This is a genomic window from Pseudoalteromonas sp. S1727, from assembly GCF_005886375.1.
In the GTDB taxonomy this organism is placed as follows: domain Bacteria; phylum Pseudomonadota; class Gammaproteobacteria; order Enterobacterales; family Alteromonadaceae; genus Pseudoalteromonas; species Pseudoalteromonas haloplanktis.
This window is the reverse complement of record NZ_PNDT01000006.1, coordinates 24,062-47,484: the sequence shown is the minus strand read 5'-3', so window position 1 is coordinate 47,484 and position 23,423 is coordinate 24,062. Positions and strand designations below refer to the sequence as shown.

The 23,423-nt window shown below is 41.2% G+C and carries 21 protein-coding genes; 15 read left to right on the top strand and 6 right to left on the bottom strand.

Going from position 1 to position 23,423, the window contains the following annotated elements; translation table 11 throughout:
- Positions 1–578: 578 nt before the first annotated feature.
- A complete protein-coding gene (locus CWB85_RS01405) occupies positions 579–1,001 on the bottom strand; it encodes a hypothetical protein (protein WP_138553878.1) in 423 nt (140 codons plus the stop codon).
- Positions 1,002–1,341: 340 nt separating this feature from the next.
- Between CWB85_RS01405 and ccoN the strand changes: the two genes are divergently transcribed.
- From ccoN to ttcA, 11 genes are all read left to right on the top strand, one after another.
- Positions 1,342–2,775, top strand: a complete 1,434-nt coding sequence (gene ccoN / locus CWB85_RS01400; RefSeq protein ID WP_016707329.1) for a cytochrome-c oxidase, cbb3-type subunit I — start codon at positions 1,342–1,344, stop codon at positions 2,773–2,775.
- Between the two features lie 12 nt (positions 2,776–2,787).
- Positions 2,788–3,462, top strand: coding sequence for a cytochrome-c oxidase, cbb3-type subunit II (gene ccoO / locus CWB85_RS01395; RefSeq protein WP_016707330.1), 675 nt, complete (start codon positions 2,788–2,790; stop codon positions 3,460–3,462).
- A 5-nt stretch (positions 3,463–3,467) separates the two neighbouring features.
- A complete protein-coding gene (locus CWB85_RS01390; protein ID WP_016707331.1) occupies positions 3,468–3,653 on the top strand; it encodes a cbb3-type cytochrome oxidase subunit 3 in 186 nt (61 codons plus the stop codon).
- Positions 3,650–4,615: a cytochrome-c oxidase, cbb3-type subunit III gene (gene ccoP, locus CWB85_RS01385; RefSeq protein WP_138553877.1), complete on the top strand. Its 966-nt coding sequence runs from the start codon at positions 3,650–3,652 to the stop codon at positions 4,613–4,615. The genes CWB85_RS01390 and ccoP overlap by 4 nt, the downstream gene beginning before the upstream one ends.
- 148 nt (positions 4,616–4,763) lie before the next feature.
- A complete protein-coding gene (locus tag CWB85_RS01380; RefSeq protein WP_138553876.1) occupies positions 4,764–5,255 on the top strand; it encodes a FixH family protein in 492 nt (163 codons plus the stop codon).
- Positions 5,256–5,265: 10 nt separating this feature from the next.
- Complete coding sequence (locus CWB85_RS01375; protein ID WP_138553875.1) at positions 5,266–7,641, top strand: heavy metal translocating P-type ATPase; 2,376 nt, start codon at positions 5,266–5,268, stop codon at positions 7,639–7,641.
- On the top strand, positions 7,638–7,805 hold the full coding sequence (gene ccoS, locus CWB85_RS01370; protein WP_016707335.1) for a cbb3-type cytochrome oxidase assembly protein CcoS: 168 nt from the start codon (positions 7,638–7,640) through the stop codon (positions 7,803–7,805). Before CWB85_RS01375 ends, ccoS begins: the two co-directional genes overlap by 4 nt.
- On the top strand, positions 7,798–8,469 hold the full coding sequence (locus CWB85_RS01365; RefSeq protein ID WP_138553874.1) for a sulfite exporter TauE/SafE family protein: 672 nt from the start codon (positions 7,798–7,800) through the stop codon (positions 8,467–8,469). The genes ccoS and CWB85_RS01365 overlap by 8 nt, the downstream gene beginning before the upstream one ends.
- A gap of 41 nt (positions 8,470–8,510) precedes the next feature.
- A complete protein-coding gene (locus tag CWB85_RS01360; RefSeq protein ID WP_016707337.1) occupies positions 8,511–9,245 on the top strand; it encodes an FNR family transcription factor in 735 nt (244 codons plus the stop codon).
- A 104-nt stretch (positions 9,246–9,349) separates the two neighbouring features.
- On the top strand, positions 9,350–10,273 hold the full coding sequence (gene uspE, locus CWB85_RS01355) for a universal stress protein UspE (RefSeq protein WP_138553873.1): 924 nt from the start codon (positions 9,350–9,352) through the stop codon (positions 10,271–10,273).
- Positions 10,274–10,360: 87 nt separating this feature from the next.
- A complete protein-coding gene (ttcA, locus tag CWB85_RS01350; RefSeq protein ID WP_016707339.1) occupies positions 10,361–11,266 on the top strand; it encodes a tRNA 2-thiocytidine(32) synthetase TtcA in 906 nt (301 codons plus the stop codon).
- A gap of 65 nt (positions 11,267–11,331) precedes the next feature.
- On the opposite strand, the gene secF is transcribed toward ttcA, so the two are convergent.
- The 4 genes from secF to CWB85_RS01330 form a co-directional block, all read right to left on the bottom strand.
- Entirely contained in the window at positions 11,332–12,258 is a 927-nt protein-coding gene (secF, locus tag CWB85_RS01345; protein WP_016707340.1) for a protein translocase subunit SecF, read from the bottom strand.
- Positions 12,255–14,099 carry a protein translocase subunit SecD gene (secD, locus tag CWB85_RS01340; RefSeq protein ID WP_138553872.1) on the bottom strand — a complete coding sequence of 615 codons (1,845 nt, stop codon included), beginning with the start codon at positions 14,097–14,099 and terminating at the stop codon, positions 12,255–12,257. The genes secF and secD overlap by 4 nt, the downstream gene beginning before the upstream one ends.
- Before the next feature lie 105 nt (positions 14,100–14,204).
- Complete coding sequence (locus tag CWB85_RS01335; RefSeq protein ID WP_138553871.1) at positions 14,205–14,696, bottom strand: hypothetical protein; 492 nt, start codon at positions 14,694–14,696, stop codon at positions 14,205–14,207.
- Positions 14,697–14,845: 149 nt separating this feature from the next.
- Positions 14,846–15,895 carry an NAD(P)-dependent alcohol dehydrogenase gene (locus CWB85_RS01330; RefSeq protein WP_138553870.1) on the bottom strand — a complete coding sequence of 350 codons (1,050 nt, stop codon included), beginning with the start codon at positions 15,893–15,895 and terminating at the stop codon, positions 14,846–14,848.
- Between the two features lie 208 nt (positions 15,896–16,103).
- On the opposite strand from CWB85_RS01330, the gene CWB85_RS01325 reads away from it, so the two are divergent.
- The 4 genes from CWB85_RS01325 to CWB85_RS01310 all read left to right on the top strand — a co-directional run bounded on the left by CWB85_RS01325 (position 16,104) and on the right by CWB85_RS01310 (position 22,349).
- The gene (locus CWB85_RS01325; RefSeq protein ID WP_138553892.1) at positions 16,104–17,855 is read left to right on the top strand and encodes an ABCB family ABC transporter ATP-binding protein/permease; all 1,752 of its coding nucleotides are present in this window, start codon (positions 16,104–16,106) and stop codon (positions 17,853–17,855) included.
- A gap of 152 nt (positions 17,856–18,007) precedes the next feature.
- On the top strand, positions 18,008–20,086 hold the full coding sequence (locus CWB85_RS01320; RefSeq protein WP_138553869.1) for a M13 family metallopeptidase: 2,079 nt from the start codon (positions 18,008–18,010) through the stop codon (positions 20,084–20,086).
- A 185-nt stretch (positions 20,087–20,271) separates the two neighbouring features.
- Positions 20,272–20,985, top strand: coding sequence for a YebC/PmpR family DNA-binding transcriptional regulator (locus CWB85_RS01315; protein WP_138553868.1), 714 nt, complete (start codon positions 20,272–20,274; stop codon positions 20,983–20,985).
- 89 nt (positions 20,986–21,074) lie between these two features.
- Entirely contained in the window at positions 21,075–22,349 is a 1,275-nt protein-coding gene (locus tag CWB85_RS01310; protein WP_138553867.1) for a leucine-rich repeat-containing protein kinase family protein, read from the top strand.
- Positions 22,350–22,411: 62 nt separating this feature from the next.
- On the opposite strand, the gene gap is transcribed toward CWB85_RS01310, so the two are convergent.
- Complete coding sequence (gene gap, locus CWB85_RS01305; protein ID WP_016707348.1) at positions 22,412–23,416, bottom strand: type I glyceraldehyde-3-phosphate dehydrogenase; 1,005 nt, start codon at positions 23,414–23,416, stop codon at positions 22,412–22,414.
- Positions 23,417–23,423 lie beyond the last annotated feature (7 nt).

The window sequence follows — 23,423 nt, the reverse complement described above, 5'->3', positions numbered from 1 at the left end:
CAAACCTTAACAAGGTACAAAAGTTAATGAATGTTTCATTGTTAACTACTTAATACTTTTTACATTCAACAAGATAGAGTAAATATAAAACATTTAAACCATGTATGCAACCAAACTGATTAAGTTTGTAATCATATGTAATTAAAGGGAGTAAATACCTAAATCAGAAAATTTCACAACTTAATCACATCATTTTAGTATAACTGCAAAACTGAGTAAGAAATGCTAACCATACTTATGCAGAAACTTTGCGTATTTAAGCGATTGCTTGCCTCATTTATATCTTTATATGTAGATTTAATGCTATTCATTACAGCTTCACATATAAATAAAGTTGTCTAATGCGCTAGAAGAGAGCTGCTTGAAGATGCTTGGATTGATATGAGTATAAAGGAAAGAAAGGTTACTTTTATTACAGTAAAAACGAGTAAGATATTGTGAAGAATAGAACTTAAGGAGCACACCAGACAGTTCTCTGCACTTAAAGTCTATAAGCATGCTTAGTTAACAGTGATATGGCGCAGGTCGCGTTACAGAATAATCAACCTGTTACGATAAAATGGCAGTTAAGGCTCAGGTCAATAAGTCACATCAAAGTAATAAAATATAGGCTCAGCGTGTTCTTGTTGATCTTTAAGCACTAGCACTAATTTCCAGGTCATGTTTCGCTCAGCACATATACCAACCATGGTATTCGCTACTAATATATCCTCACGAGATTCAAATAAAACGGGAATAAAGCCCATATACATTGTTACGCCCTCGAGCTTCGCACTGTGCACTGTAAAACCATTCGGTACTGACAAGTGAATTTCAAAAGGTGTTTCTGGTGTTATATTTGGTTCTGGTAACCAAACCTTTACCTGATCCTTATAATGGCATAATTGGTTACTTTCACAGCTTGCGGCTTGGCTTTGCTCTTCTATACTTATTGTTTGCGAATCACATGCTATTAATAACTTTAGTACACTTAAAAACACAATTAACAATTTAATTGGCATAGCATTCCTTGAGGAAAATAACAGCGGATACTAATCAGCGTACCGTTAAAATACAACCATTGCGCAGAATTAATACGCAAATGTATAAGAAAGTGTGTCAAAAATAGCCAACTGCGTGAGAAAAATTGATTGATGTCATAATTTTATGCAATTGACCTATCTTTTTTAGGTCAAAAAATTTATCATTTCCCTGCAAATATAAGGGTTTCTCGAGTTTGTTTTCTGAAGCAGTCAAGGCTTTGAGGGTTTTTGATAACATACTTGTGAATAATAGTAGGCCCCACTTTTTATAAGTGGGTAATTCATTTCTAAACGCATAAATTGCAGCGGAAGCCAGAAAATGAGCCAAACAGTAGCATCACAAACTGAGTACAACTATAAGGTTGTACGCCAATTCGCTATTATGACAGTGATTTGGGGCATCGTTGGCATGAGTATTGGGGTTCTGATTGCTGCCCAATTAGCTTGGCCAGCACTTAACTTTGATACACCATGGTTAACTTACTCTCGACTTCGTCCGTTACACACGAACGCAGTTATTTTCGCATTTGGTACAAGTGCACTTTTTGCTACGTCGTATTACGTCGTACAACGTACCTGCCAAACGCGCCTTCTCTCAGATAAATTAGCAGCCTTTACATTTTGGGGCTGGCAATTAGTTATCGTACTTGCGGTTATCACACTGCCTTTAGGTATTACCAGCTCAAAAGAATACGCAGAACTTGAGTGGCCAATCGATATATTAATTGCGGTGGTATGGGTTACCTACGCAGTCGTATTCATGGGTACAATTGCAAAACGTAAAGTATCACATATTTATGTAGCAAATTGGTTCTATGCGGGCTTTATTATTACAGTAGCTGTACTACACATTGTTAATAGTATGGCTGTTCCAGTTTCACTTACTAAATCATATTCTATTTACGCGGGTGCGGTAGATGCAATGGTGCAGTGGTGGTATGGACATAACGCTGTAGGTTTCTTATTAACAGCAGGCTTCTTAGGTATGATGTATTACTTTGTACCAAAACAAGCAGGCCGTCCGGTTTATTCATACCGTTTATCAGTGGTTCACTTTTGGGCATTGGTTTCTCTTTATATTTGGGCCGGTCCTCACCACTTACACTACACTGCACTTCCTGACTGGACACAAAGTTTAGGCATGGTTATGTCTATTATCTTATTTGTTCCTTCATGGGGCGGTATGATCAACGGTATCATGACGCTATCAGGCGCATGGCACAAGTTACGTACTGATCCAGTATTGCGTTTCTTAGTAGTGTCATTATCTTTCTATGGTATGTCTACCTTCGAAGGTCCGATGATGGCAATCAAATCTGTAAATGCCCTCTCTCACTACACTGATTGGACAGTGGGACACGTTCACTCTGGTGCACTAGGTTGGGTTGCGATGATTTCTATCGGCGCGATTTATCACCTCATCCCTGCGTTATTCTCGCAAGGTCGTATGTACAGCGTGAAACTTGTTAATACACACTTCTGGTTACATACCGTAGGTGTTGTACTTTATATTGTTGCAATGTGGATCTCAGGTGTTATGCAAGGCCTAATGTGGCGTGCAGTGAACGCTGACGGTACATTAATGTATAGCTTTGTACAGTCGCTACAAGCATCTCATCCTTTCTATGTTATGCGCTTCTTAGGTGGTGTATTCATTGTCGCTGGTATGCTCGTTATGGCTTATAACGTGTACCGTACAATTTCAGCGAAAAATGATTCGTTGAAGTTAGACGCGCAAGCACAGTTAGCATAACGGAGTGAGATGATGAGCAATAAAAATTCACAAAACAAACACGAAATAGTCGAAAAGAATATCGGCCTAATGGCTATCTTGACGGTTTTTGCTATCAGTTTTGGTGCCCTAGTAGAGATCACTCCACTAATGTTCCAAGACGATACAACAAAGCCTGTAGATGGCTTACGTCCACTTAATGCACTTGAAATGGAAGGCCGCGACATCTATGTACGTGAAGGATGTTATAACTGTCACTCACAGATGATCCGCCCATTCCGTGACGAAGTTGAACGTTATGGCCACTATTCAGTCGCTGGTGAGTCAGTATGGGATCACCCATTCCAATGGGGTTCTAAACGTACTGGTCCTGACCTAGCTCGTGTTGGTAAACGTTACTCGGACGACTGGCATTATGCTCACTTAGTTGACCCACGTGCAGTGGTTCCTGAGTCAAATATGCCAGGCTTTCCTTGGTTAGCAGAGAATCGCGTTGATACTAGCCTGACTCTGAAAAAACTTAAAATTTTCCGTGATACATTCGCCATCAACCCGCAAAACCCGGCACATCCGGGATTAGGTTACGGTAGTGATGAAGAACTAATCGCTGATGTTGCCAAAGTTGACGCAATGAACGATGGTAAAGGAGCAACAGAAATGCAAGCTCTTATCGCCTACTTGCAACAACTTGGCACACACTTGAAGTAATAATTATGGATTACGGAACATACAGAGGCATTTTAACTCTGGTAATTTTAGTACTATTTATTGTCATTGTTGTGTGGGCGTACAGTAAGCGTAGTAAAACACGTTTTAAAGACGCTGCAAATGCCATCTTTGAAGATGAAGAGAAGCATAACAAGACAATCTCTAACGAGGAAAAGGGGTCTGAGAAATGACTAGCTTTTGGAGTATATGGGTTATTGTATTAACCCTATCATGTCTTATCATTTTGTTTGGTTTGCTAGTTTGGAACTTAAAAAACTACGCAGGCGTTGAAGAAGGTGAAAGCTGTGGGCATGAATTTGATGGTATTGAAGAACTAAACAACCCACTGCCAAAGTGGTGGACCTACATGTTCTTTGCAACATTCGCATGGTCAGTTTACTACTTAGCGGCATACCCAGGTTTAGGTAACTGGGAAGGTCTTGGTAAGTGGACCAGTTCTAACCAAGGTATTACATCTCTTGCAGAATCTAAACAAGCTGTTGAAGATGCACACGCAGAAGGTCGCTTTGTAAAACTGGATGCTGAATATCGCGCTGCCGACGAACGTTTTGGTCCAATTTTTTCGGCTTTTGCTGAGCAAGATATCGAAACACTTGCAACTGATGAAAAAGCACTGGAAATTGGGCAGCGTTTATTTGCGCAAAACTGTTCACAGTGCCATGGCTCAGATGCACGTGGTGGTCAAGGCTTCCCTAACCTAACTGATAAAGATTGGTTATATGGCGGCACACCAGACAAAATCAAAGAAACGTTATTACACGGTCGTATTGCTGCGATGCCACCTTGGGGTGCTGCATTAGGTGAGCAAGGTGTGAAAGAAATGACCGCTCACGTATTAAGCTTATCTGGGCGTACTGTTAACCAAAAAGACGCCGCAGCCGGTGCAGCTAAGTTTGCAATGTGTGCAGCGTGTCATGGTGCGGATGGTAAAGGTTCTGTAGCACATAACCTACCGTTTGGCGCACCAGATTTAACGGATAACATCTGGCTATATGGTGGTTCTCAACGTGCTGTTGAAGAAACTATTGTAAACGGCCGTGCTGGTGTAATGCCTGCATGGAAAGACATTTTAGGTGAAGAAAAAGTCCACCTATTAACAGCGTATGTGTATAGTTTATCGCAAGATAAATAAGCAAAACGTTAATTAAATGTTTATAGTTTAATCTTTTAATTCAATAGATTAATTAAGATCAAAAAAGCCTCCATCTGGAGGCTTTTTTTTAGTCTTTTCAATTTAAATCCTATAAAATGTCTGCACCGAAAACAAATTAAGCGTATTTATGACTCCTACTCCGTGGTATAAAAATTTCTGGCCTTGGTTTTTAATCTTTTTTCCGCTAGTTGCCATCGTTGGTTGTATTTCTCTATTCATTACAGCAATCGGTAATGGCCCTGATATGGTCGTGGATGATTACTATAAAAAAGGCAAAGCGATTAACTTAGAATTAAGTAAATTCGATAAAGCCAAAGCGCTTTATTTACACGGTGAATTAAAAGTAGAAGCGGATAAAATTAGCTTTAAGTTTAATAAAGGCGACACTAGCAATATCTACTCATTAAAGCTGTCATTTTATCATCGTACAATTGAAGATCATGACTTTAGTACGCATTTGACGCCAAATGCCAATGGTGAATTTACCGCTATTGTTGAGCCCTATATCAACGGCACTTATACAGTTTTTATTGAGCCAACTGATGGTAGCTGGAAACTAAAAGAAAACATCACTTTGCCAAGTGAGCAAAGTATTGCCGTAAGCCCTGAGTATAAGTAGTCACCCTATCATGTCCAATAACTGCTTTCACTGCCTTGAAAGTGTACCCGCAGGTTTTAGCGCTACGGTTGTTATAGACGGTAGTGCAGAGCCTATGTGTTGCATTGGCTGTCAAACCGTTGCCGAGACAATTGTCGCTCAAGGCATGACCGATTATTATAAATTTAGAACAGTCACTGCGGGTAAAGTTGAACAACTAGTCCCGGAACAACTTGAACTGATCAAAAGTTATGATAATGAAGATATTCAAGATGAATTTATAAGTCAAAATGGCGATATCAGTGAAGTATTACTGACCGTCGAAGGTATCACCTGTGCTGCGTGTGCGTGGCTAATTGAAAAGCAGCTGCTGAATATGGCCGCTGTAAAACGAGTAGACGTAAACACTTCGACCAATCGCGCCATGATTCAGTGGCATAAAAATGCTTTACCGCTGAGTGATATAATCAAAGCATTGCTAGAAATAGGTTATAAAGCATACCCTTTCCAAGCCGACCTAGAAGCAAGCCAAAAACAACTCGTTGCAAAAGCCTACATACGTAGACTCGGCGTGGCAGGCTTAATGACCATGCAAGTAATGATGTTCGCCTTTGCCATGTACTTTGGAATGTTTTCTGGCATGGAAGAAAACTTTGAGCAGTATTTTCGCTGGATCAGCCTAATACTCGCCTCCCCTGTTATTTTATACAGCGCAATGCCTTTCTTAACAAATGCTATAAATGGACTCAAAGCTAAACAGCTCAACATGGATTTACCGGTGTCATTGGCTATCTTTGGGGCATATGCAGCCAGCAGCTATGCCACAATAATGGCCGTAGGCGAAGTCTATTTTGAATCAATTTGTATGTTTACCTTTTTACTTCTACTGGGTAAATATTTAGAGTTTCGTGCACGGCTTAAAGCCAGCGAATTTACTGCAAACTTACAAAAGTTATTACCGCTTACAGCACGTAAACTGGATGAAAATGGCCAAGAGCATATTATTGCGGCTAAAAAGTTAAAACTCGATGACCGAGTCTTGATCAAAGCGGGTGAAACCATTCCAGCTGATGGCATTGTCTGTTCAGGCAATACAACGGTAGACGAATCAATGATGACTGGCGAGCATTTACCCGTTAACAAATACATCGAACATCAAGTGTTTGCAGGTACTGTGAACCATGACGGTGTGATTGAAATTCGCATCAACAAGATTGGCCAAAATACACTTTTAAATCAAATAATAAAACTACAGCACGGTGCACTGGCTACCCGTCCTAAATTAGTAGAGATTACCGACAAAGTTGCGCAATGGTTTGTTGCCTGCTTGCTGGTATTTGCATCTATTACTGCAATTGGCTGGTATCAAGTTGACCCTGAGCATGCTTTTTGGATCACCATAGCGGTACTTGTAGCAACCTGCCCTTGCGCATTAAGCTTAGCTATTCCAACGGCGTTAACCTGCGCGGTGGCAACCTTAACCCGCAAAGGCATACTCATTAAGCAATCTCATGTACTTGAGACTTTGCCACAACTAACCCGCGTTGCCTTTGATAAAACAGGCACTTTGACACAGGGGCGTTTTACTCTTGATGCGGTGGATTTATTAGCAGACACCTTGTCAAAAAAACAAATTTTAACCTTAGCTGCGCAACTGGAGAGTTACTCAGAGCACCCGATAGCTAGCGCATTCACTGAGTTTACACCGAATCAACGCCATTTAACGAATATAACCATCCACCCGGGCCTTGGCATCACTGGTAGTGATGATACCCACCATTATGCGGTGGGCAAAAGCGGCTGGTTCAACAGCAAGAAAAGTAATGCTCAAGCCACGTTTTATATTGATCAACAGCCGGTTGCTAACTTTTATTTTGTTGATGAAGTAAAAAGCAATGCCGCACAGTTGATCCGCTCTTTACAGCAGCAAGGCTTAAGCTGCCATATGTTAACTGGCGATGCGTCAAACGCAGGGCAACAAATTGCTAAAAAGCTTGCGCTTGATAGCTATAAAATAAGCTGTTTACCAGAGGATAAACAAAGCGAAGTACAGCGCTGGTCTCGTGAAGGTGAAATTGTTGCCATGGTTGGTGATGGCGTTAACGATAGCCCGGTTTTCAACAGTGCACATTTATCTATTGCGATGGAGACAGGTGCTGATATTTCCAAAAATACTGCCGATGTGGTATTACTCAACAGTGATTTAGCCGCAATTGACCATTTAATAACGGTATCGAAAAAAACGCGCCGCATTATAAAGCAAAACTTAGCGTTGTCGTTGTTCTATAATGGCTCTATCTTACCGCTTGCAGCGTTAGGACTTGTTGCCCCATGGATGGCCGTTATCGGCATGTCTGCAAGCTCCATTATTGTGATCAGTAACTCACTGAGGTTATTAAAGTTATGAGTATCATTTATATTCTAATCCCCATCGCGATATTGTTTGTATTGATTGCAATCGGGGTATTCTTTTGGGCTGTTCGTGGAGAACAGTTTTCTGATTTAAACAAGCAAGGTCATAGTATTTTGTTTGAAGACGACAAAGAGCAACACAAAAAAAGTAATGATTGATCCGTTATTCGTCAGCGCATTCATTATGGGGTTAATTGGCAGTGGCCACTGCATTGCGATGTGCGGCGGTATTGCCAGCTCTTTACAATTAGCAACCGATAAAAGCCGGCCATTACAATACTCGATTGCGTATAATATTGGCCGCGCTGGCAGCTATATGTTTGCAGGTGCGCTCGTTGCTGGGATCAGCAGCCATTTCGCCACGCAAAACCATTTGCTGGCGTTAACGTTAGCCTTGTTAAGCGGCCTATTTATGATCTTAGTTGGCTTATATATCATGCGCTTAGGCGCAAGCTTACAATGGCTTGAATCATTAGGTAAAACACTAATATGGCAGCATTTAATTAAACTTAACCGCTTTATAATGCCGATTAACTCATTACCTAAAGCAATGGCGTATGGTGCTTTATGGGGGTGGTTACCCTGTGGTTTAGTGTATTCAGCATTAACTTGGGCAATGACCAGTAGCAACGCTTATGATGGCGCTTTAGTCATGCTATTTTTTGCTCTAGGCACTTTTCCCGCCATGTTAAGTATGGGAATGGGAGCACAAGTGCTCCATAAACTATTAAATCACCCTTGGGCACGAATAGCACTTGGCAGCATACTGATCTGGTATGGTATTTATTTACTTATCATTGCAACTGACAAGCTGGTGCATTAATCTTAACAAATTGATGTGACAACATTTTACGGACTGAACTAATGGATTTATCTCATAACAAAACCAAAAACAATTGTACTATCAGCTGTAATGACTGCAGTATTAGCCAATTATGCTTGCCTTTTACCCTTAATGGTCAAGAAATGGATAAACTGGATGAAATCATCGAGCGTAAAAAACCGCTTCATAAAGGTGACTTTCTATTTGAGTCGGGTGCCCCATTAAATGCTATTTTTGCAGTTCGTTCTGGTTCATTTAAATCATATACTCTCTCTGAGCAAGGTGATGAACAAATCACCGGCTTTCACCTAGCGGGTGACTTAATTGGCTTTGATGCAATAAATAAAATGACTCATCAAAGTTTTTCACAAGCACTTGAAACCTCGATGGTATGTGAAATTCCATTTGATACCTTAGATGAACTGTCTGGTAAATTGCCGAAATTACGCCAACAAATAATGCGTTTGATGAGCAGTGAGATTAACTATGATCAAGAAATGTTTTTAGCACTCAATAAAAAATCGGCTGAAGAGCGTTTAGCAAGCTTCATTCATAATTTATCAAATCGGTTTGGTGAGCGTGGCTTTTCGCGTAAGGAATTTCGCTTTACCATGACCCGTGGTGAAATTGGCAATTACCTTGGCTTAACGGTTGAAACAATTAGCCGCTTATTAAGCCGTTTTCAAAAAGCTGAGCTGATCAAAGTAGAAGGTAAATTTATAACTATTTTAGATAGTGAAGGTTTATCTGCAGCAGCGGCAATTCACCCCAAATAAATTGATCTAGCGTAACATATGCTTCGCTGTTACTTTAACTACTCATGAAATGCGTTACACTGTAAGTATTATGTAGACATAGAATGTAGTTAAAGGAGCAGCTTATGAACACTATCAAACAGATCCTCGCTATTATCGATCCAACCGCTGACTCGCAGCATGGTTTATCTCGTTCTATTGAACTTGCTAAAAAATCAGGTGCCAGTATCACCGCCTTTATGAGTATTTATGATTTCTCATATGAAATGACCACCATGCTCTCGGCCGATGAACGCGAAGCAATGCGTAACGCCGTCGTAAAAGATCGCCAATTATGGTTAGATGAAATTTTAACACAGTATCCAGAGGTTAAAATCTGCAGCCGAGTTGTGTGGCATAACCGCGCATATGAAGCGATCATAGATACTGTTATCAATGAACAATTTGATTTGGTTGTTAAAGGCACCCACCAGCACGACACTTTAAAGTCCGTTATTTTTACGCCAACTGACTGGCATTTAATTCGTAAATGCCCAGCACCAGTATTACTCGTCAAAGAGCAAGCATGGCCTGCACAAGGAAATATTTTAGCCGCAGTAAATGCCGTCAGTGAAAACCAACAGCACCTTGATTTAAATCACCGTATTATTAAAGATGCACAATTTCTATGCGAGCTTGCTAACGCCAGTTTAAATCTCGTCAACGCCTACCCTGCTACACCTGTGAATATCGCTATTGAAATTCCAGAATTTAATCCCAGCGTCTACAATGAATCGGTTAAGAAACACCATATAGAATCAACCCAAGCATTAGCAGCTAAACATCAAATTAGTCAGCAACACTGTGTTATTGAAGAAGGTTTACCCGAAGATGTGATCCCAGATGTTGCTAAGCGGCTAAACAGCGAGCTAGTTGTTATTGGCACTGTTGGTCGCACAGGCTTAAGTGCGGCTTTAGTTGGCAATACCGCAGAGCATGTAATTGACAGCCTAGATTGCGATGTATTGGCGCTCAAACCCGATGGTTATGTTTCTCCATTGGCAAAATAAATTAGCCAATAAATAAGTTTTGAGCATTGCCACTTTCAGCATATAATACGCCCCTTTATTTTACGCATAGTATTTCAAGGGGGCGTAATGTCGCATTCTGTTCAAGCCAAAGCTCAATATAACTTCAATAAGTTACAAAAGCGCTTACGTCGTCTAACTGGTCAAGCCGTTATGGACTTCAACATGATTGAAGAAGGCGACCGTATCATGGTGTGCTTGTCAGGAGGCAAAGACAGTTACACTCTATTAGATATGCTGCAGCATTTGCAACGTGTTGCACCTATAAAGTTTTCCCTCTTTGCTGTTAATTTAGATCAAAAACAACCAGGCTTCCCTGAGCATGTATTGCCTGAGTATTTAGATACCCTGGGTATTGAATACAAAATTGTCGAAGAAGATACCTACAGTATAGTGACAGACATTATTCCCGAAGGAAAAACAACATGCTCGCTATGCTCTCGCTTACGCCGTGGTATTTTATACCGTACTGCTAAAGAGCTAGGAGCGACAAAAATTGCATTGGGTCATCATCGTGACGATATGATTGAAACGCTATTCTTAAACATGTTTTATGGCGGTAAACTAAAAAGTATGCCTGCTAAACTAATGAGTGATAATGGTGAGCATATGGTTATTCGCCCATTAGCGTACTGTAAAGAAACCGATATTGAAAAATATGCCATTCATCAAGCTTACCCTATTATTCCCTGTAACTTATGTGGCTCGCAGGAAAATTTACAGCGTAAACATACCAAGGCAATGCTTGCGCAGTGGAATAAAGAACACCCAGGTCGTATTGAAAGCATTTTCACCGCGATGCAAAATGTAGTGCCATCACATTTAGCCGATAATCAATTATTCGACTTTGCTAACTTAACAACTGGTGAAGTGATTGACGGTGGTGATATTGCCATGGATAAACCTGACATTCCAAAGCAACCTATCAATAGCAATGAAGACGTTGCTGATGTGGTGACTATTAATTTAAGTTAACAAATTTACTTGTTAAGCAAAATGCCGCATTCATTGCGGCATTTTTATTAGTATCATGCGGATCGTTACGGCATATCCATTAACGCTTGGCTTTGTTCGTCCACTTTAACTTGATAGTTCTCATGCTTTAAACCAAGTAACTGTGGTAGCGTTGCCGCAATACAGATGGATGACAAGGTCCCTACCACAATTCCCGTAAACAAAGCGATAGAAAACCCCTGTAATGGCGCACCAGCGAGTAACCAGACACTCGCAACTGTCGCTAATGTAGTACCTGAAGTGATCAAAGTACGCGTTAAAGTACTTTTAATTGATTCATCAATCACAGTGTTAACGCTTGCGAGTTGTTTATTAGTATCCAAGCGTAGCAATTCACGCACTCGGTCTGCGACAATAATAGAATCATTTAATGAGTAACCAATAATTGCCAGCAAACTTGCCAATACCGTTAAATTAAAATCAAGCTGCAACCACGAAAATAAGCCTACCACTATGATCACGTCATGCAGTAAAGCTATTACCGCCCCCAGCGCCAAACGCCATTCAAACCTAAGTGCTAAGTAAATCATTACAGCAACCATTGCTGCAAATAATGCTAAGCACCCTTGATCGAATAATTCATCTCCCACTTGTGAACCTAAATAAGATGATGACACAACTTCAACACCCAACGACTCATCTTCAGTTAAACTTGTGATCCAGCCTGAGTTTTTTACTTGCTCAGCTTCTCTTAATTGAAAGTGTTGGCTTGATTGCGCGGTGAGAATAAAATCACCGTCATGATAAATACTCAATTTCTCAGTAAGTTCACTTTGGTTAATTGGCACTGAGGTCGTAAACTCAGTTAAATACCCCCCGGTAAAATCAAGGCCAAAATTCAAGCCTTTTGATGTTATTCCTATTACTGAGAAAATGATTAAAAACAGAGATAAAAATAAACCAGATAAACGTAAGCGCGTTATTGTGCTCTTTTTTTCAGTTACTTTACTCATGCATTTACTCCACGTTTGTTTGCCAATTTTAAATACACGGTTTGGCTCAATGCCTTTGAGACATACACGCCGGTAAACACACTGGTTATAAGCCCAAGCGCAAGCGTAATAGCAAACCCTTTTACTGGCCCATAGCCTATGCCATATAAAATGACGGCAGTGATCATCGTGGTAATGTTAGCGTCAAAAATGGTGCTAAATGCTTGTTTATAGCCCTGCTCTATAGCTTGATAGGGCGCACGGCCTTTACGTCGCTCTTCTTTGATACGCTCAAATATAATGACATTAGTATCAACCGCCATGCCAATTGTTAGTACCAGCCCTGCAATCCCAGGTAAAGTGAGCACAACACCAGGCAGCAATGACATTAAACCAACCAAAGCCGTTAAATTTAATAATAAGGCTATATTCGCCACTAACCCTAAGCGCCGATACCACAAAGCCATAAATGCCAATGTGATACCCATTCCTAGCATTAAAGCAGCTAACCCGTTATTTATGTTATCAGCGCCTAAGCTTGGGCCAATGGTTTGTTCTTGCACTATGGTTACTGGGGCGGTTAGTGAACCTGCACGCAGTAATAATGCTAAATCTTGTGCCGCTTGCGGGCTTTGCATATTTGTAATACTAAATTGACTACTTAAGTGCTGAGCTATATTTGCTACATTAATAACTTCACTTTTTTTAACCACTTTTCCTTGGTCATTTTTGTAATATTCAGAATACACTGTCGCCATAGGCTTGCCGATATTACGCTTGGAAAACGCCGACATCGCTTCGCCACCTTGGCTATCAAGGCTCAGTTGTACCAGAGGCTTACCCCACTCATCGCGCCCAGCATGCGCATTATTAATATGTTGGCCTGAAAAGATAGCAATTGGATCTAAGCTGATGGTGCCCCCATTTTGTAGGGCAAAGGACTTGCCGCCATATTCTTTAAGTTGATGGAAATCAAGGGATGCCGTAGCACCAATGATCCGTTTTGCAGCTGCGGGATCTTGTACACCGGGTAGTTCAATACGAATACGCTGTTTACCTTGGCGCTGGGTTACCGCTTCCGTAATGCCTAACTCTTCAATACGACCACGCAACGTCGTCAACGTTTGACTCATCACTTCTTTAGTAAACTCACTACTGCCTTGCTCACTAAAACTAAATGCCACTGTTGTTAACTTACCTTGCGTATGCACCGTTGGAGCTAAACGCTGAAAACGTTTTAAAACTTGCGTCTGCACTGTAAGCAATTGATCTTTTGCAGCTGGTAATGCATGTAATTCAAATCCTTGCGCATTTTGTTGCACACGGACCCCTCTTGCTTTTTCATCACGAATTATCGTTTTTGTTTGCTCATAAGCGCTATCCAGCTGCTCTTGTTGCGCTTTGACTAAATCAACATCTAATACAAACAACACCCCACCATTGAGATCCAGCCCCAACTTTATAGGTGCTAAACCTAAACTTTGTAACCAATCTGGACTTGTTTGATGCGTCACTATTTTTACATTCAACTGCGTAAATTCACTTTTTAACGCTTGCTGAGCTGCGGCGCTTTTTGTCGGCTCGTGGAGTAACACATTTAATGACGATTGCTGTTGAGACGATTGCATAGACTGTTCGACAGTAAAACCGTGTTGATTTAAAAAATCGACCACACTTTTTTGCGTGTCAATTGCTAATAACTCAGCGTTAACTTGTTGTTGTGCTGTCACATGCAACCAGGACTTTGCAGGGTATAAATTTGGTAAGGCGCTAATAGCCAGCAATATCAGTGCTACAAGCATAGCTAGATAGCTTATTTTAAAACGCTGAAACAGCGGTTTTTTTGATGATTTTTTTAACATACTTCTTCCTTAAGCCTATAAAAGCATAGGCTTCACGCCAAAATTGGCGTCGTTATTTTTTGCTTTAGCGAAATCACTAAAACAGCGAAAAATTAACGAGAAGAATTAACTGTGGTAGGTAACAACAGCTCGGTATTGTAAATTTGCGTCTTTCCAACCACTCAAACGAGACTTCTTACCTTCATAACACACAAACCAAGGTAACGTTATTGCCGGTTCAAGAGGCTGTAAATAAAGTTGCCGCGCAAGACTTGGCACAAAAAACTCAAAGATAGCCACATAATTTGGCTCTACTTGAGTATGATATAAAAATAATGACGAGTTGCTAACGGTTAAACGTGGTTGCAATGATTCAAAGCCTGCACCTTCAGAGGGTTGCTCATCCGCCGCACTCTTTTTAGTAAAAGGCGTGGTATCTGACGTTGAATTGTCAAATATCTTTACCGCTAACTGACTCAAATCTGCTTGTATCAGCGGCTGAAAAGTAACAATAGGCTGACTCAGTTCAACTTTAGTGCTGCTCGCAGCAGTTGCCTGCACACTAAAAAGTGCAGCAAACATCAGTAACACAGCGAAGACTAAGCGAAAACGAATCATTTTATTATCTAGCTAGAATATTAATACTATTATTGGGTGCGTTTTAATTATTTCAATAGCGTTTTACTATTAAAAAAATTATGCCGCCGTTTAATACCAATCGACTTAAATACTTAACACGATTGGTATAAAGCGGCACTATAGAGCTATTAAACGACTTCAAGTGATGACATGTCAATCACATAACGGTGAGATAGATCACCTTCTTTTAGACGTTCAAATGCTTGATTGATCTCATCCATTTTAATCATTTCAACTTCTGGAAGAATATTGTGTAGTGCACAGAAATCGAGAATTTCCTGCGTTTGCGCAATACCACCAATTAAAGAGCCAGCCACGCGGCGACGTCCCAATAATAGTGGCACTGAGCTGGATTCAGCCATATCACCCACTTGGCCAACTAACACTTGTGTGCCATCAATATCGAGCAAAGGCAAATAAGGGGTAAAGTCATGCTTAACGGGAATGGTATTAATGATTAAATCAAATTTATTTGCATGGGCATCCATGGCTTTTTGATCTTTAGAGATAAGTAAACCTTCAGCGCCATATTCAAGTGCTTGCTGTTTTTTGTCATCTGATCGACTAATAGCCGTCACATGCGCTCCCATCGCCGCAGCAATTTTAATCGCCATATGGCCCAAGCCTCCTAAACCAATCACGGCAACACGACTACCAGGGCCGACATTCCAGGTGCGAAGCGGTGAATATGTGGTAATACCCGCACATAAAATTGGTGCACATTTAGCAAGATCCAATGATTTTGGTACGTTTAGAACAAACTCTTCGCGCACAACAATGTGTTTCGCGTAGCCACCTTTGGTTGATTCACCAGTAATACGATCTTTCCCTGAATAAGTACCAACCATGCCTTCGCGACAAAATTGCTCTTCGCCTTTATGGCATTGGTCGCATTCAAGACAGCTATCAACCATACAGCCAACTGCAACATTGTCACCAACTTGGTATTTAGTCACTTTGCTGCCAATAGCAGTCACACGGCCTACGATCTCATGGCCTGGTAAAATGGGGTAACGAGTACCGCCCCAGTCGTTATTTACAGTATGGAGATCTGAATGACACACCCCGCAATACAAGATTTCAATCGCAACGTCTTCACCACGTAAATCGCGTCTTTCAAAATAAAATGGTACTAATGGCGTGTTAGCTTCATGTGCCGCGTATCCGATAGTTTTCATCTGCTTTCCCTTCTGTGTTAAAAACTGAGTTTAATTAATTGTCTTAAGCTGCCTACACTGTACTATGTGCTGTTACAGTATAGTCCTAGATCCACACTGTTAAAGTTTATACTCTAGGCTACTAAAAAAAGTTTAATACAGACTTAATAGAGTTAGAGAAAATATGCGCGGTATGGGTAAACAAGAAGCAATAAAACATCATGATGCCATGAACTTAAAACAAAGTGTTAAAACGTTATGGCCATATTTAATGGTGTTCAAAGCGCGAGTCTTGTTAGCTGTGCTTGCATTGATTGCTGCAAAAGGCGCAACCTTGCTGATGCCATGGGCGCTAAAAGAAATCATTGATGCTGTTGATGGTAATCTACAAACCGTTCTCATGGTCCCCGTAACACTTTTACTGCTTTATGGCGGATTACGCTTTGCTGGGGTGTTTTTTGGCGAAGTACGCGATGCCTTATTTGGCCGTGTCACAGAGCACGCCATGCGGCATATTGGTCTTAAAGTATTTAAGCATTTACATGCACTTGAGCTGAGTTTTCATTTAAATAGACAAACTGGCGGGATTAGCCGTGATATTGAACGCGGAACGCAAGGCCTAAGCTTTTTAATGCGCTTTTTAATGTTTAATATTATCCCTACGCTATTAGAGATCTTAATTGTCGCGATTATATTCGCCACGCTTTTTTCTCCTTGGTTTGCGCTTGTCACCCTCATCGCGGTGATTATTTATATTGCCTTCACGGTCACCATTACTCAATGGCGCAATCGATTCATTCGTGAGGCAAACCAAGCTGATAACAACAGCAATAGTCGAGCAATCGACAGTTTGCTCAACTACGAAACCGTTAAATATTTTAATAATGAAACCCACGAAGCCAACAGTTATGACGCTTTTTTAGCTACTTGGGAACACGCACGATTGAAAAACCGCTTATCTTTATTAGCACTTAACTCAGGCCAAGCCTTGATCATTGCCGCAGCGATCACCGCATTAATGTGGTTAGGCACAGCAGATGTCGTAACAGGTGAGTTAAGCATCGGTGAATTGGTTATGATCAATGCCTACATGATCCAGCTTTTCTTACCACTCAATTTTTTAGGCTTTGTATATCGAGAAATTCGCCGTGCCCTAACAGATCTTGAAAACATGCTCGGGCTATTAACCACAAAGCCACGGATCACAGATAAAGAAAATGCCCAGCCGCTTGCTATACAGCAAGGGAATATAGAGTTTAACAACGTTAATTTTAGCTACCACAGCTCTCGGGCTATTCTCAAGCAACTGAGTTTTACCATTAACGCCGGGAGCAAAGTCGCGGTGGTCGGTGCCAGTGGCGCAGGTAAAAGTACCCTTGCCCGCGTGTTATATCGTTTTTATGATATTGACAGTGGCAGTATTTGTATTGATGGCCAAGACGTGCGCGACATCACGCTACACAGCTTACGCCAAGCAATTGCCATCGTCCCACAAGACACCGTACTTTTTAATACTAGCATACGAGAAAATATCGCTTATGGTCGCTCTGGTGCCAGTGATGAAGAAATCGATAAAGCGATTAAGATGGCTCACTTAACTAAATTTATAAATAGCCTTGAGAAAGGCGATCAAACCCTTGTTGGCGAACGTGGCTTAAAAGTCTCTGGGGGTGAGAAACAACGTATCGCCATCGCGCGTGCCATTTTGAAGAAGTCACCAATCTTAATTTTTGACGAAGCAACCTCTGCGCTGGACTCTCATGCAGAACAAGCAATATTAAACGCCATGCGAGAAGTAGCCGCAAATCATACAAGTTTAGTGATTGCACACCGCTTATCAACAATAACCGATGCTGACAAAATCTTGGTTATGCAAGCAGGTCAACTCGTTGAACAAGGCAATCATCAACAACTGCTTGCTTTACAAGGTGAATATGCGCGGATGTGGCAATTACAGCAAATGCAGTCAAACAATTGCTAAGTACCGCTGACTCAGTTAGTTTATTTATTAACACGGCTTTATCGGGTGATTAAGTTATTCACCTCAAAAGTTTGTCTCGCTTTCGGTTATCTATAACAATCAAAAGCTAGGTTATAAAAATCTATGATAAAAATAACATTCAGGGTAATCCAATGAAAAAAACACTTATTGCAGCCACACTCGCTGCCACATTTTTAGCAGGCTGTTCTAAGCCTGAAACAACCGAAACCTCAGCCCCAAAAACAGCCGTTGAAACAACTACAGCCGCTGAACAACCAGAATTAGGTAGCTTTGGTGTAGATTTAACGGCGCGTAACGAAGCAATTAAACCTGGCGATGATTTTTTTATGTATGCCAGTGGCACATGGTATGACAACTACGTAATGCCTGCGGACAAAACACGCTATGGTGCTTTTTCTGGGTTAGCAGAGCGCAGTGAAGAGCGTGTTAAAGAAATCATTGAAGAAATAGCGGCACGTGATGATTTAAATGCTGAAGAGCAGCTAATCGCTGACTTTTACAACGCTTATATGGATACCGAAACACTTAATAAATTAGGTATCACACCTATTAAACCATTGTTGACTGAAATCAATGACGTATCATCAACGGATGATCTTACTAAGCTGTTTGGTCAAGCGTGGCTGAGTGGTGTTAACTCTCCTATTGGCGGTGGCATGTGGTTTAACCGTCTTGATCCAAATAAATATGAAATGTCACTGGGCGCTGGCGGTTTAGGCTTACCAGATCGCTCTTACTACTTAGAAGATTCTGAGCGTTTTGAAAAAACCCGTAGCGCATATGTTGCACACATTGCACAAATGCTTGAATTAGCCGGTGTCGATAATACCACCGAACGTGCACAGGCGATCTTAGCCCTTGAAACTAAAATTGCAGAAGGTCATTGGCCACGTGAAAAACGCCGTAACCGCGACCTAACATTAAACCAAGTTAAGCGCAGTGAGCTGAGCGAAGCATACCCAGACTTTAATTGGGATCTGTACTTTGCGCAAACAGGTTATCAAGTGCCGCAGTTGAATGTGTCACAACCAGAGCCTATAAAAGCCATGATTGAACTTATCAATCAACAAGACCTAGCAGTATGGAAAGACTACTTAACCTATCACGCACTCAGTGGTAACGCAGAGTTACTTTCTGAAGAAGTATTCAATACTAATTTTGCGTTTTACGGTAAAGAACTTAACGGACAACAAGAGCCACGTCCTCGCTGGAAACGTGCTATTAGCCAAATGTCAGGTACCAACTCGTTAGGCTTTGCTATCGGTAAAGTGTATGTCGCACGTTACTTCCCAGAATCATCAAAACAGCAAATGTCCGAATTGGTTGAAAACCTACGTACAGCACTCGGTGAGCGTATTGATAACCTAGACTGGATGGGCGCAGAAACAAAAGTAAATGCGCGTGCTAAATTGGCCGCATTTGTGCCAAAAATCGGCTATCCAGATGTATGGCAATCATTTGACGGCTTAACAATTAGCGACAACGATTTAATGGGCAATATAAAAAACACCCGTGAGTTTTTCCAAGCAGACAGTGTTGCCAAAGAGCTTGAAAAAACGGATCGTAACCGTTGGGGTATGACACCACAACGCGTGAATGCGTACTACAATAGCTCATTTAACGAAATTGTGTTCCCTGCTGCTATCCTGCAACCACCATTTTTCGATCCAAATGCCGATCCAGCTGTTAACTATGGTGGCATAGGTGCTGTTATTGGTCATGAAATGGGTCATGGTTTTGATGATCAGGGCTCTAAATCAGATGCAAACGGTGTGCAACGCAACTGGTGGACTGACTCAGATCGTGCTGCATTTGAGGCCAAAGCCGATCAGCTCGCAGCCCAGTATAGCCAGTACGAGCCAATCCCAGGTAACTTCGTCAATGGCCGTAACAGCTTAGGTGAAAATATTGGTGATGTGGGCGGCCTAGCAATGGCATATCACGCTTATAAACTGAGCTTAAATGGTAAAGAAGCACCTGTAATTGATGGCCTAACAGGCGATCAGCGGTTCTTTTTAGCGTGGGCACAAGTATGGAAAGAAAAACGCACAGAGCAAAGTATGTTAAACCAACTACGTGGTGGTACACATGCGCCAGGTCGCTTTAGAGCACAAGCCCCTCGTAACCATGATGCATGGTATAAAGCATTTGATGTAAAACCAGGTGATAAGCTTTACTTGCCTGAAGAAGAGCGTGTGCGTATTTGGTAAGCACAACTTAACCTTTAATTAGCCCGCGCACGCGGGCTATATTGTTTTTATTTAAACAACCAGCACAGCAAAACCTTCTCTACTATTTACACACTTTAAATCAGACTAGCCCTGCCCCGCATTTACCTTTAGAATACGAGCCTACAAAATTTACACTTTTAAAATATATTTAAGGCGAAACGCAGATGGGAAGAGCTTACCAAAACAAAAAAGATTCAATGGCTAAAACTGCGGGTGCTAAAACTAAAGTTTACTCAAAGTACGGTAAAGAAATTTATATTTGTGCCAAAAACGGTGGTGTTGATCCAGATGGCAATCTCGCACTACGTCGTTTAATCGAAAGAGCTAAAAAAGACCAAGTTCCCGCTCACGTTATTGAGCGCGCTATCGACAAAGCCAAAGGCGGCGGTGGCGAAGATTACTCAGCGACTCGCTACGAAGGTTACGGACCGGGTAACTGCATGATCATCGTAGATTGCTTAACTGATAACAACAAACGCACCTTTGCTGATGTGCGTGTATGTTTTACCAAAGCAAATGCTAAAATTGGCGCACAAAATTCGGTATCGCACTTATTTGATCATCTTGCGATTTTTGTTTTTGACGGTGATGACGACGAAACCGTGCTTGAAGCACTGATGATGGCGGATGTTGATGTCACTGATGTAGAAGTAGAAGACGGTAAAGTGACCGTTTTTGCTCCACATACTGAATATAACAACGCTCGTACTGCGCTAGAAGAAATGGGTATTAGTGAATTCCACGAAGACTTAATCGCATTCGTACCCCAAGTAGAAGCACCACTTGAAGGTGAAGATGTAGAAGTAATGGAACGCTTTTTAGCGATGCTTGAAGATTGTGACGACGTACAAAACGTCTATCACAATGCACAATTTTAATTCCATACAATAAAGTGATCATCAAGGCCATTAGATTGGCCTTTTTTATTTACTGAATATTAAACGACCTAAATAAATGGATTTGTATTTTGAATACCCTTGAACAGCTTCGCAGTGGTCAATTAGTTGGCGCTAAACGTTTGCAACTGGTTGCAGAATTAACGACGTTCCCCGACGAAATATTTACCCTAGCAGAGACTCTTGAAGTACTCGATTTATCAAACAATAAACTCACTGATTTACCCGCTCAGTTTGCCTGTTTAACCAAATTAAAACGGGTATTTTTATCATTCAACCAGTTTCAGCATATTCCCCCAGTACTAGCAAAATGCCCAGCCCTGATCATGATCGCGTTTAAAGGTAATCAGATCAGCGAATTTGCAGAGCATAGCTTGCCACTTACAACTCAATGGTTAATTTTAACTGACAATAAGCTTCAACAATTGCCTGAGTCTTTTGGTGAACTTACTCAACTACGTAAACTCGCTCTAGCTGGTAATCAGTTAACAACTCTGCCCCACAGCATGCAGCAGTGTCAGCAACTAGAACTCGTTCGCTTATCAGCAAATAACTTAACCCAAATTGATGACTGGCTGTTCGAACTCCCCGCGCTTACTTGGCTGGCGTTTGCCGGAAACAACTTTAATAAATCGCAATCACTACAACATGGGGCAATAAAGCAAGCAACGCTTAATGAGTTTGAACTCATAAGCCAAATTGGTGAAGGCGCATCGGGAATAATACACTTAGCAGATTGGCAGCAACATAAAGTAGCCGTTAAGCTATTTAAAGGAGCGATTACCAGTGATGGTTATCCATTAGATGAAGTAAACTGTTGCTTACAAGCTGGCGAGCACCCAAATCTTATCAAAGTGCTTGCATATATCGATAACCCAGAACAACTAGGGCTGGTGATGGAGCTTATTAACCAAGATTACCAAAATCTTGGCTTACCGCCGTCACTTGAAACCTGCACTCGCGATACCTTTGCCGAACACACACAGTTCACCGCTGAAGCCATTAAACATATTGCAAAGCAGATGCTCAGCACCCTTGTCCACTTACATGCGAATAATGTCAGTCATGGTGATGTGTACGCTCACAACACTATGATAGATGCCCAGTACACTGTTTTATTTGGTGACTTTGGCGCAGCAACAAACTTGAACTCACTCACTGACTATCAGCGTTCACAAATGGAGTTGATAGAAGTAAGAGCTATAGGTTGTTTAATTGCTGATTTACTTACCCTATGCAAAGAATCTACCTCAGAAACGTATAAACTACAGCAAATTGCAGCGCAATCTATGAGTTTAGTAATGTCAGAGCGCCCTCGCTTAGCAACTTTGAACGTTAAGCTATAAAACGTAAAAAAGCCGCGATATTCGCGGCTTTGTTGGATAAAGCTAAACTTTTATAGGGTCAATTATAAATACTGACCGAGTGTTTTAACTTGGTCTAACATGCGGTTTGAGAAACCCCATTCGTTATCATACCAAGCCATCACTTTAACTAATTTACCTTCAGCTTTAGTTTGCGTAGCATCAAAGATTGACGACGCTGGGTTATGATTAAAATCAATAGAAACAAGCGGAAGCTCATTGTACTCTAAGATCTCTTTCATTGAACCTTCAGCTGCGGCTTTCATTACTTCATTTATTTCAGCTGCTGTTGTGTCACGTTTAGTAATAAACGTAAAATCAACTAACGATACGTTAATTGTTGGAACGCGTACTGACATCCCGTCAAGCTTACCCGCAAGCTCAGGTAATACTAAGCCAACCGCTTTGGCTGCGCCTGTTTTAGTTGGGATCATAGACTGCGTAGCACTACGTGCACGGTATAGATCTGGGTGGTATACATCTGACAGGTTTTGGTCATTTGTATAAGCATGAATGGTTGTCATGCTGCCTTGCTCAATACCAACTGTATCATTAATTGCTTTTGCAATAGGTGCTAAACAGTTTGTAGTACATGATGCGTTAGAAATAATGTTGCTGTCGGCATTAAGTACATCATCATTTACACCATGAACTACGGTTGCATCTAAGTCGGTACCAGGTGCTGATACAATCACTTTTTTCGCACCCGCAGTAATGTGTTTTGCAGCATCTTCACGTTTTGTGAAAAAGCCCGTACATTCTAATACGATATCTACGTTTAACTCTTTCCATGGCAAGTTTGCAGGGTCACGCTCTTGCGTAAGAGTAATTACGTCATCACCGATAAGCATAGTGTTATCAGCAAGTGTTACTTTTTGCGAAAATTGACCATGCACAGAATCAAATTGAGTAAGGTGTGCATTTACATTCGCTGGCGCTAAGTCATTAATCGCAACGATTTTAATTTCATTGTTTTGCGCTGACTCATAAAGTGCACGTAATACGTTGCGACCGATACGGCCATAGCCATTAATTGCTACATTAATCATTTAAAAA

Excerpts from the sequence above, each read along its gene's own strand:
- CWB85_RS01405 (WP_138553878.1), bottom strand. The coding sequence starts at position 1,001 with ATGCCAATTAAATTGTTAATTGTGTTTTTAAGTGTACTAAAGTTATTA.
- ccoN (WP_016707329.1), top strand. The coding sequence starts at position 1,342 with ATGAGCCAAACAGTAGCATCACAAACTGAGTACAACTATAAGGTTGTA.
- ccoO (WP_016707330.1), top strand. The coding sequence starts at position 2,788 with ATGAGCAATAAAAATTCACAAAACAAACACGAAATAGTCGAAAAGAAT.
- CWB85_RS01390 (WP_016707331.1), top strand. The coding sequence starts at position 3,468 with ATGGATTACGGAACATACAGAGGCATTTTAACTCTGGTAATTTTAGTA.
- ccoP (WP_138553877.1), top strand. The coding sequence starts at position 3,650 with ATGACTAGCTTTTGGAGTATATGGGTTATTGTATTAACCCTATCATGT.
- CWB85_RS01380 (WP_138553876.1), top strand. The coding sequence starts at position 4,764 with ATGACTCCTACTCCGTGGTATAAAAATTTCTGGCCTTGGTTTTTAATC.
- CWB85_RS01375 (WP_138553875.1), top strand. The coding sequence starts at position 5,266 with ATGTCCAATAACTGCTTTCACTGCCTTGAAAGTGTACCCGCAGGTTTT.
- ccoS (WP_016707335.1), top strand. The coding sequence starts at position 7,638 with ATGAGTATCATTTATATTCTAATCCCCATCGCGATATTGTTTGTATTG.
- CWB85_RS01365 (WP_138553874.1), top strand. The coding sequence starts at position 7,798 with ATGATTGATCCGTTATTCGTCAGCGCATTCATTATGGGGTTAATTGGC.
- CWB85_RS01360 (WP_016707337.1), top strand. The coding sequence starts at position 8,511 with ATGGATTTATCTCATAACAAAACCAAAAACAATTGTACTATCAGCTGT.
- uspE (WP_138553873.1), top strand. The coding sequence starts at position 9,350 with ATGAACACTATCAAACAGATCCTCGCTATTATCGATCCAACCGCTGAC.
- ttcA (WP_016707339.1), top strand. The coding sequence starts at position 10,361 with ATGTCGCATTCTGTTCAAGCCAAAGCTCAATATAACTTCAATAAGTTA.
- secF (WP_016707340.1), bottom strand. The coding sequence starts at position 12,258 with ATGAGTAAAGTAACTGAAAAAAAGAGCACAATAACGCGCTTACGTTTA.
- secD (WP_138553872.1), bottom strand. The coding sequence starts at position 14,099 with ATGTTAAAAAAATCATCAAAAAAACCGCTGTTTCAGCGTTTTAAAATA.
- CWB85_RS01335 (WP_138553871.1), bottom strand. The coding sequence starts at position 14,696 with ATGATTCGTTTTCGCTTAGTCTTCGCTGTGTTACTGATGTTTGCTGCA.
- CWB85_RS01330 (WP_138553870.1), bottom strand. The coding sequence starts at position 15,895 with ATGAAAACTATCGGATACGCGGCACATGAAGCTAACACGCCATTAGTA.
- CWB85_RS01325 (WP_138553892.1), top strand. The coding sequence starts at position 16,104 with ATGAACTTAAAACAAAGTGTTAAAACGTTATGGCCATATTTAATGGTG.
- CWB85_RS01320 (WP_138553869.1), top strand. The coding sequence starts at position 18,008 with ATGAAAAAAACACTTATTGCAGCCACACTCGCTGCCACATTTTTAGCA.
- CWB85_RS01315 (WP_138553868.1), top strand. The coding sequence starts at position 20,272 with ATGGGAAGAGCTTACCAAAACAAAAAAGATTCAATGGCTAAAACTGCG.
- gap (WP_016707348.1), bottom strand. The coding sequence starts at position 23,416 with ATGATTAATGTAGCAATTAATGGCTATGGCCGTATCGGTCGCAACGTA.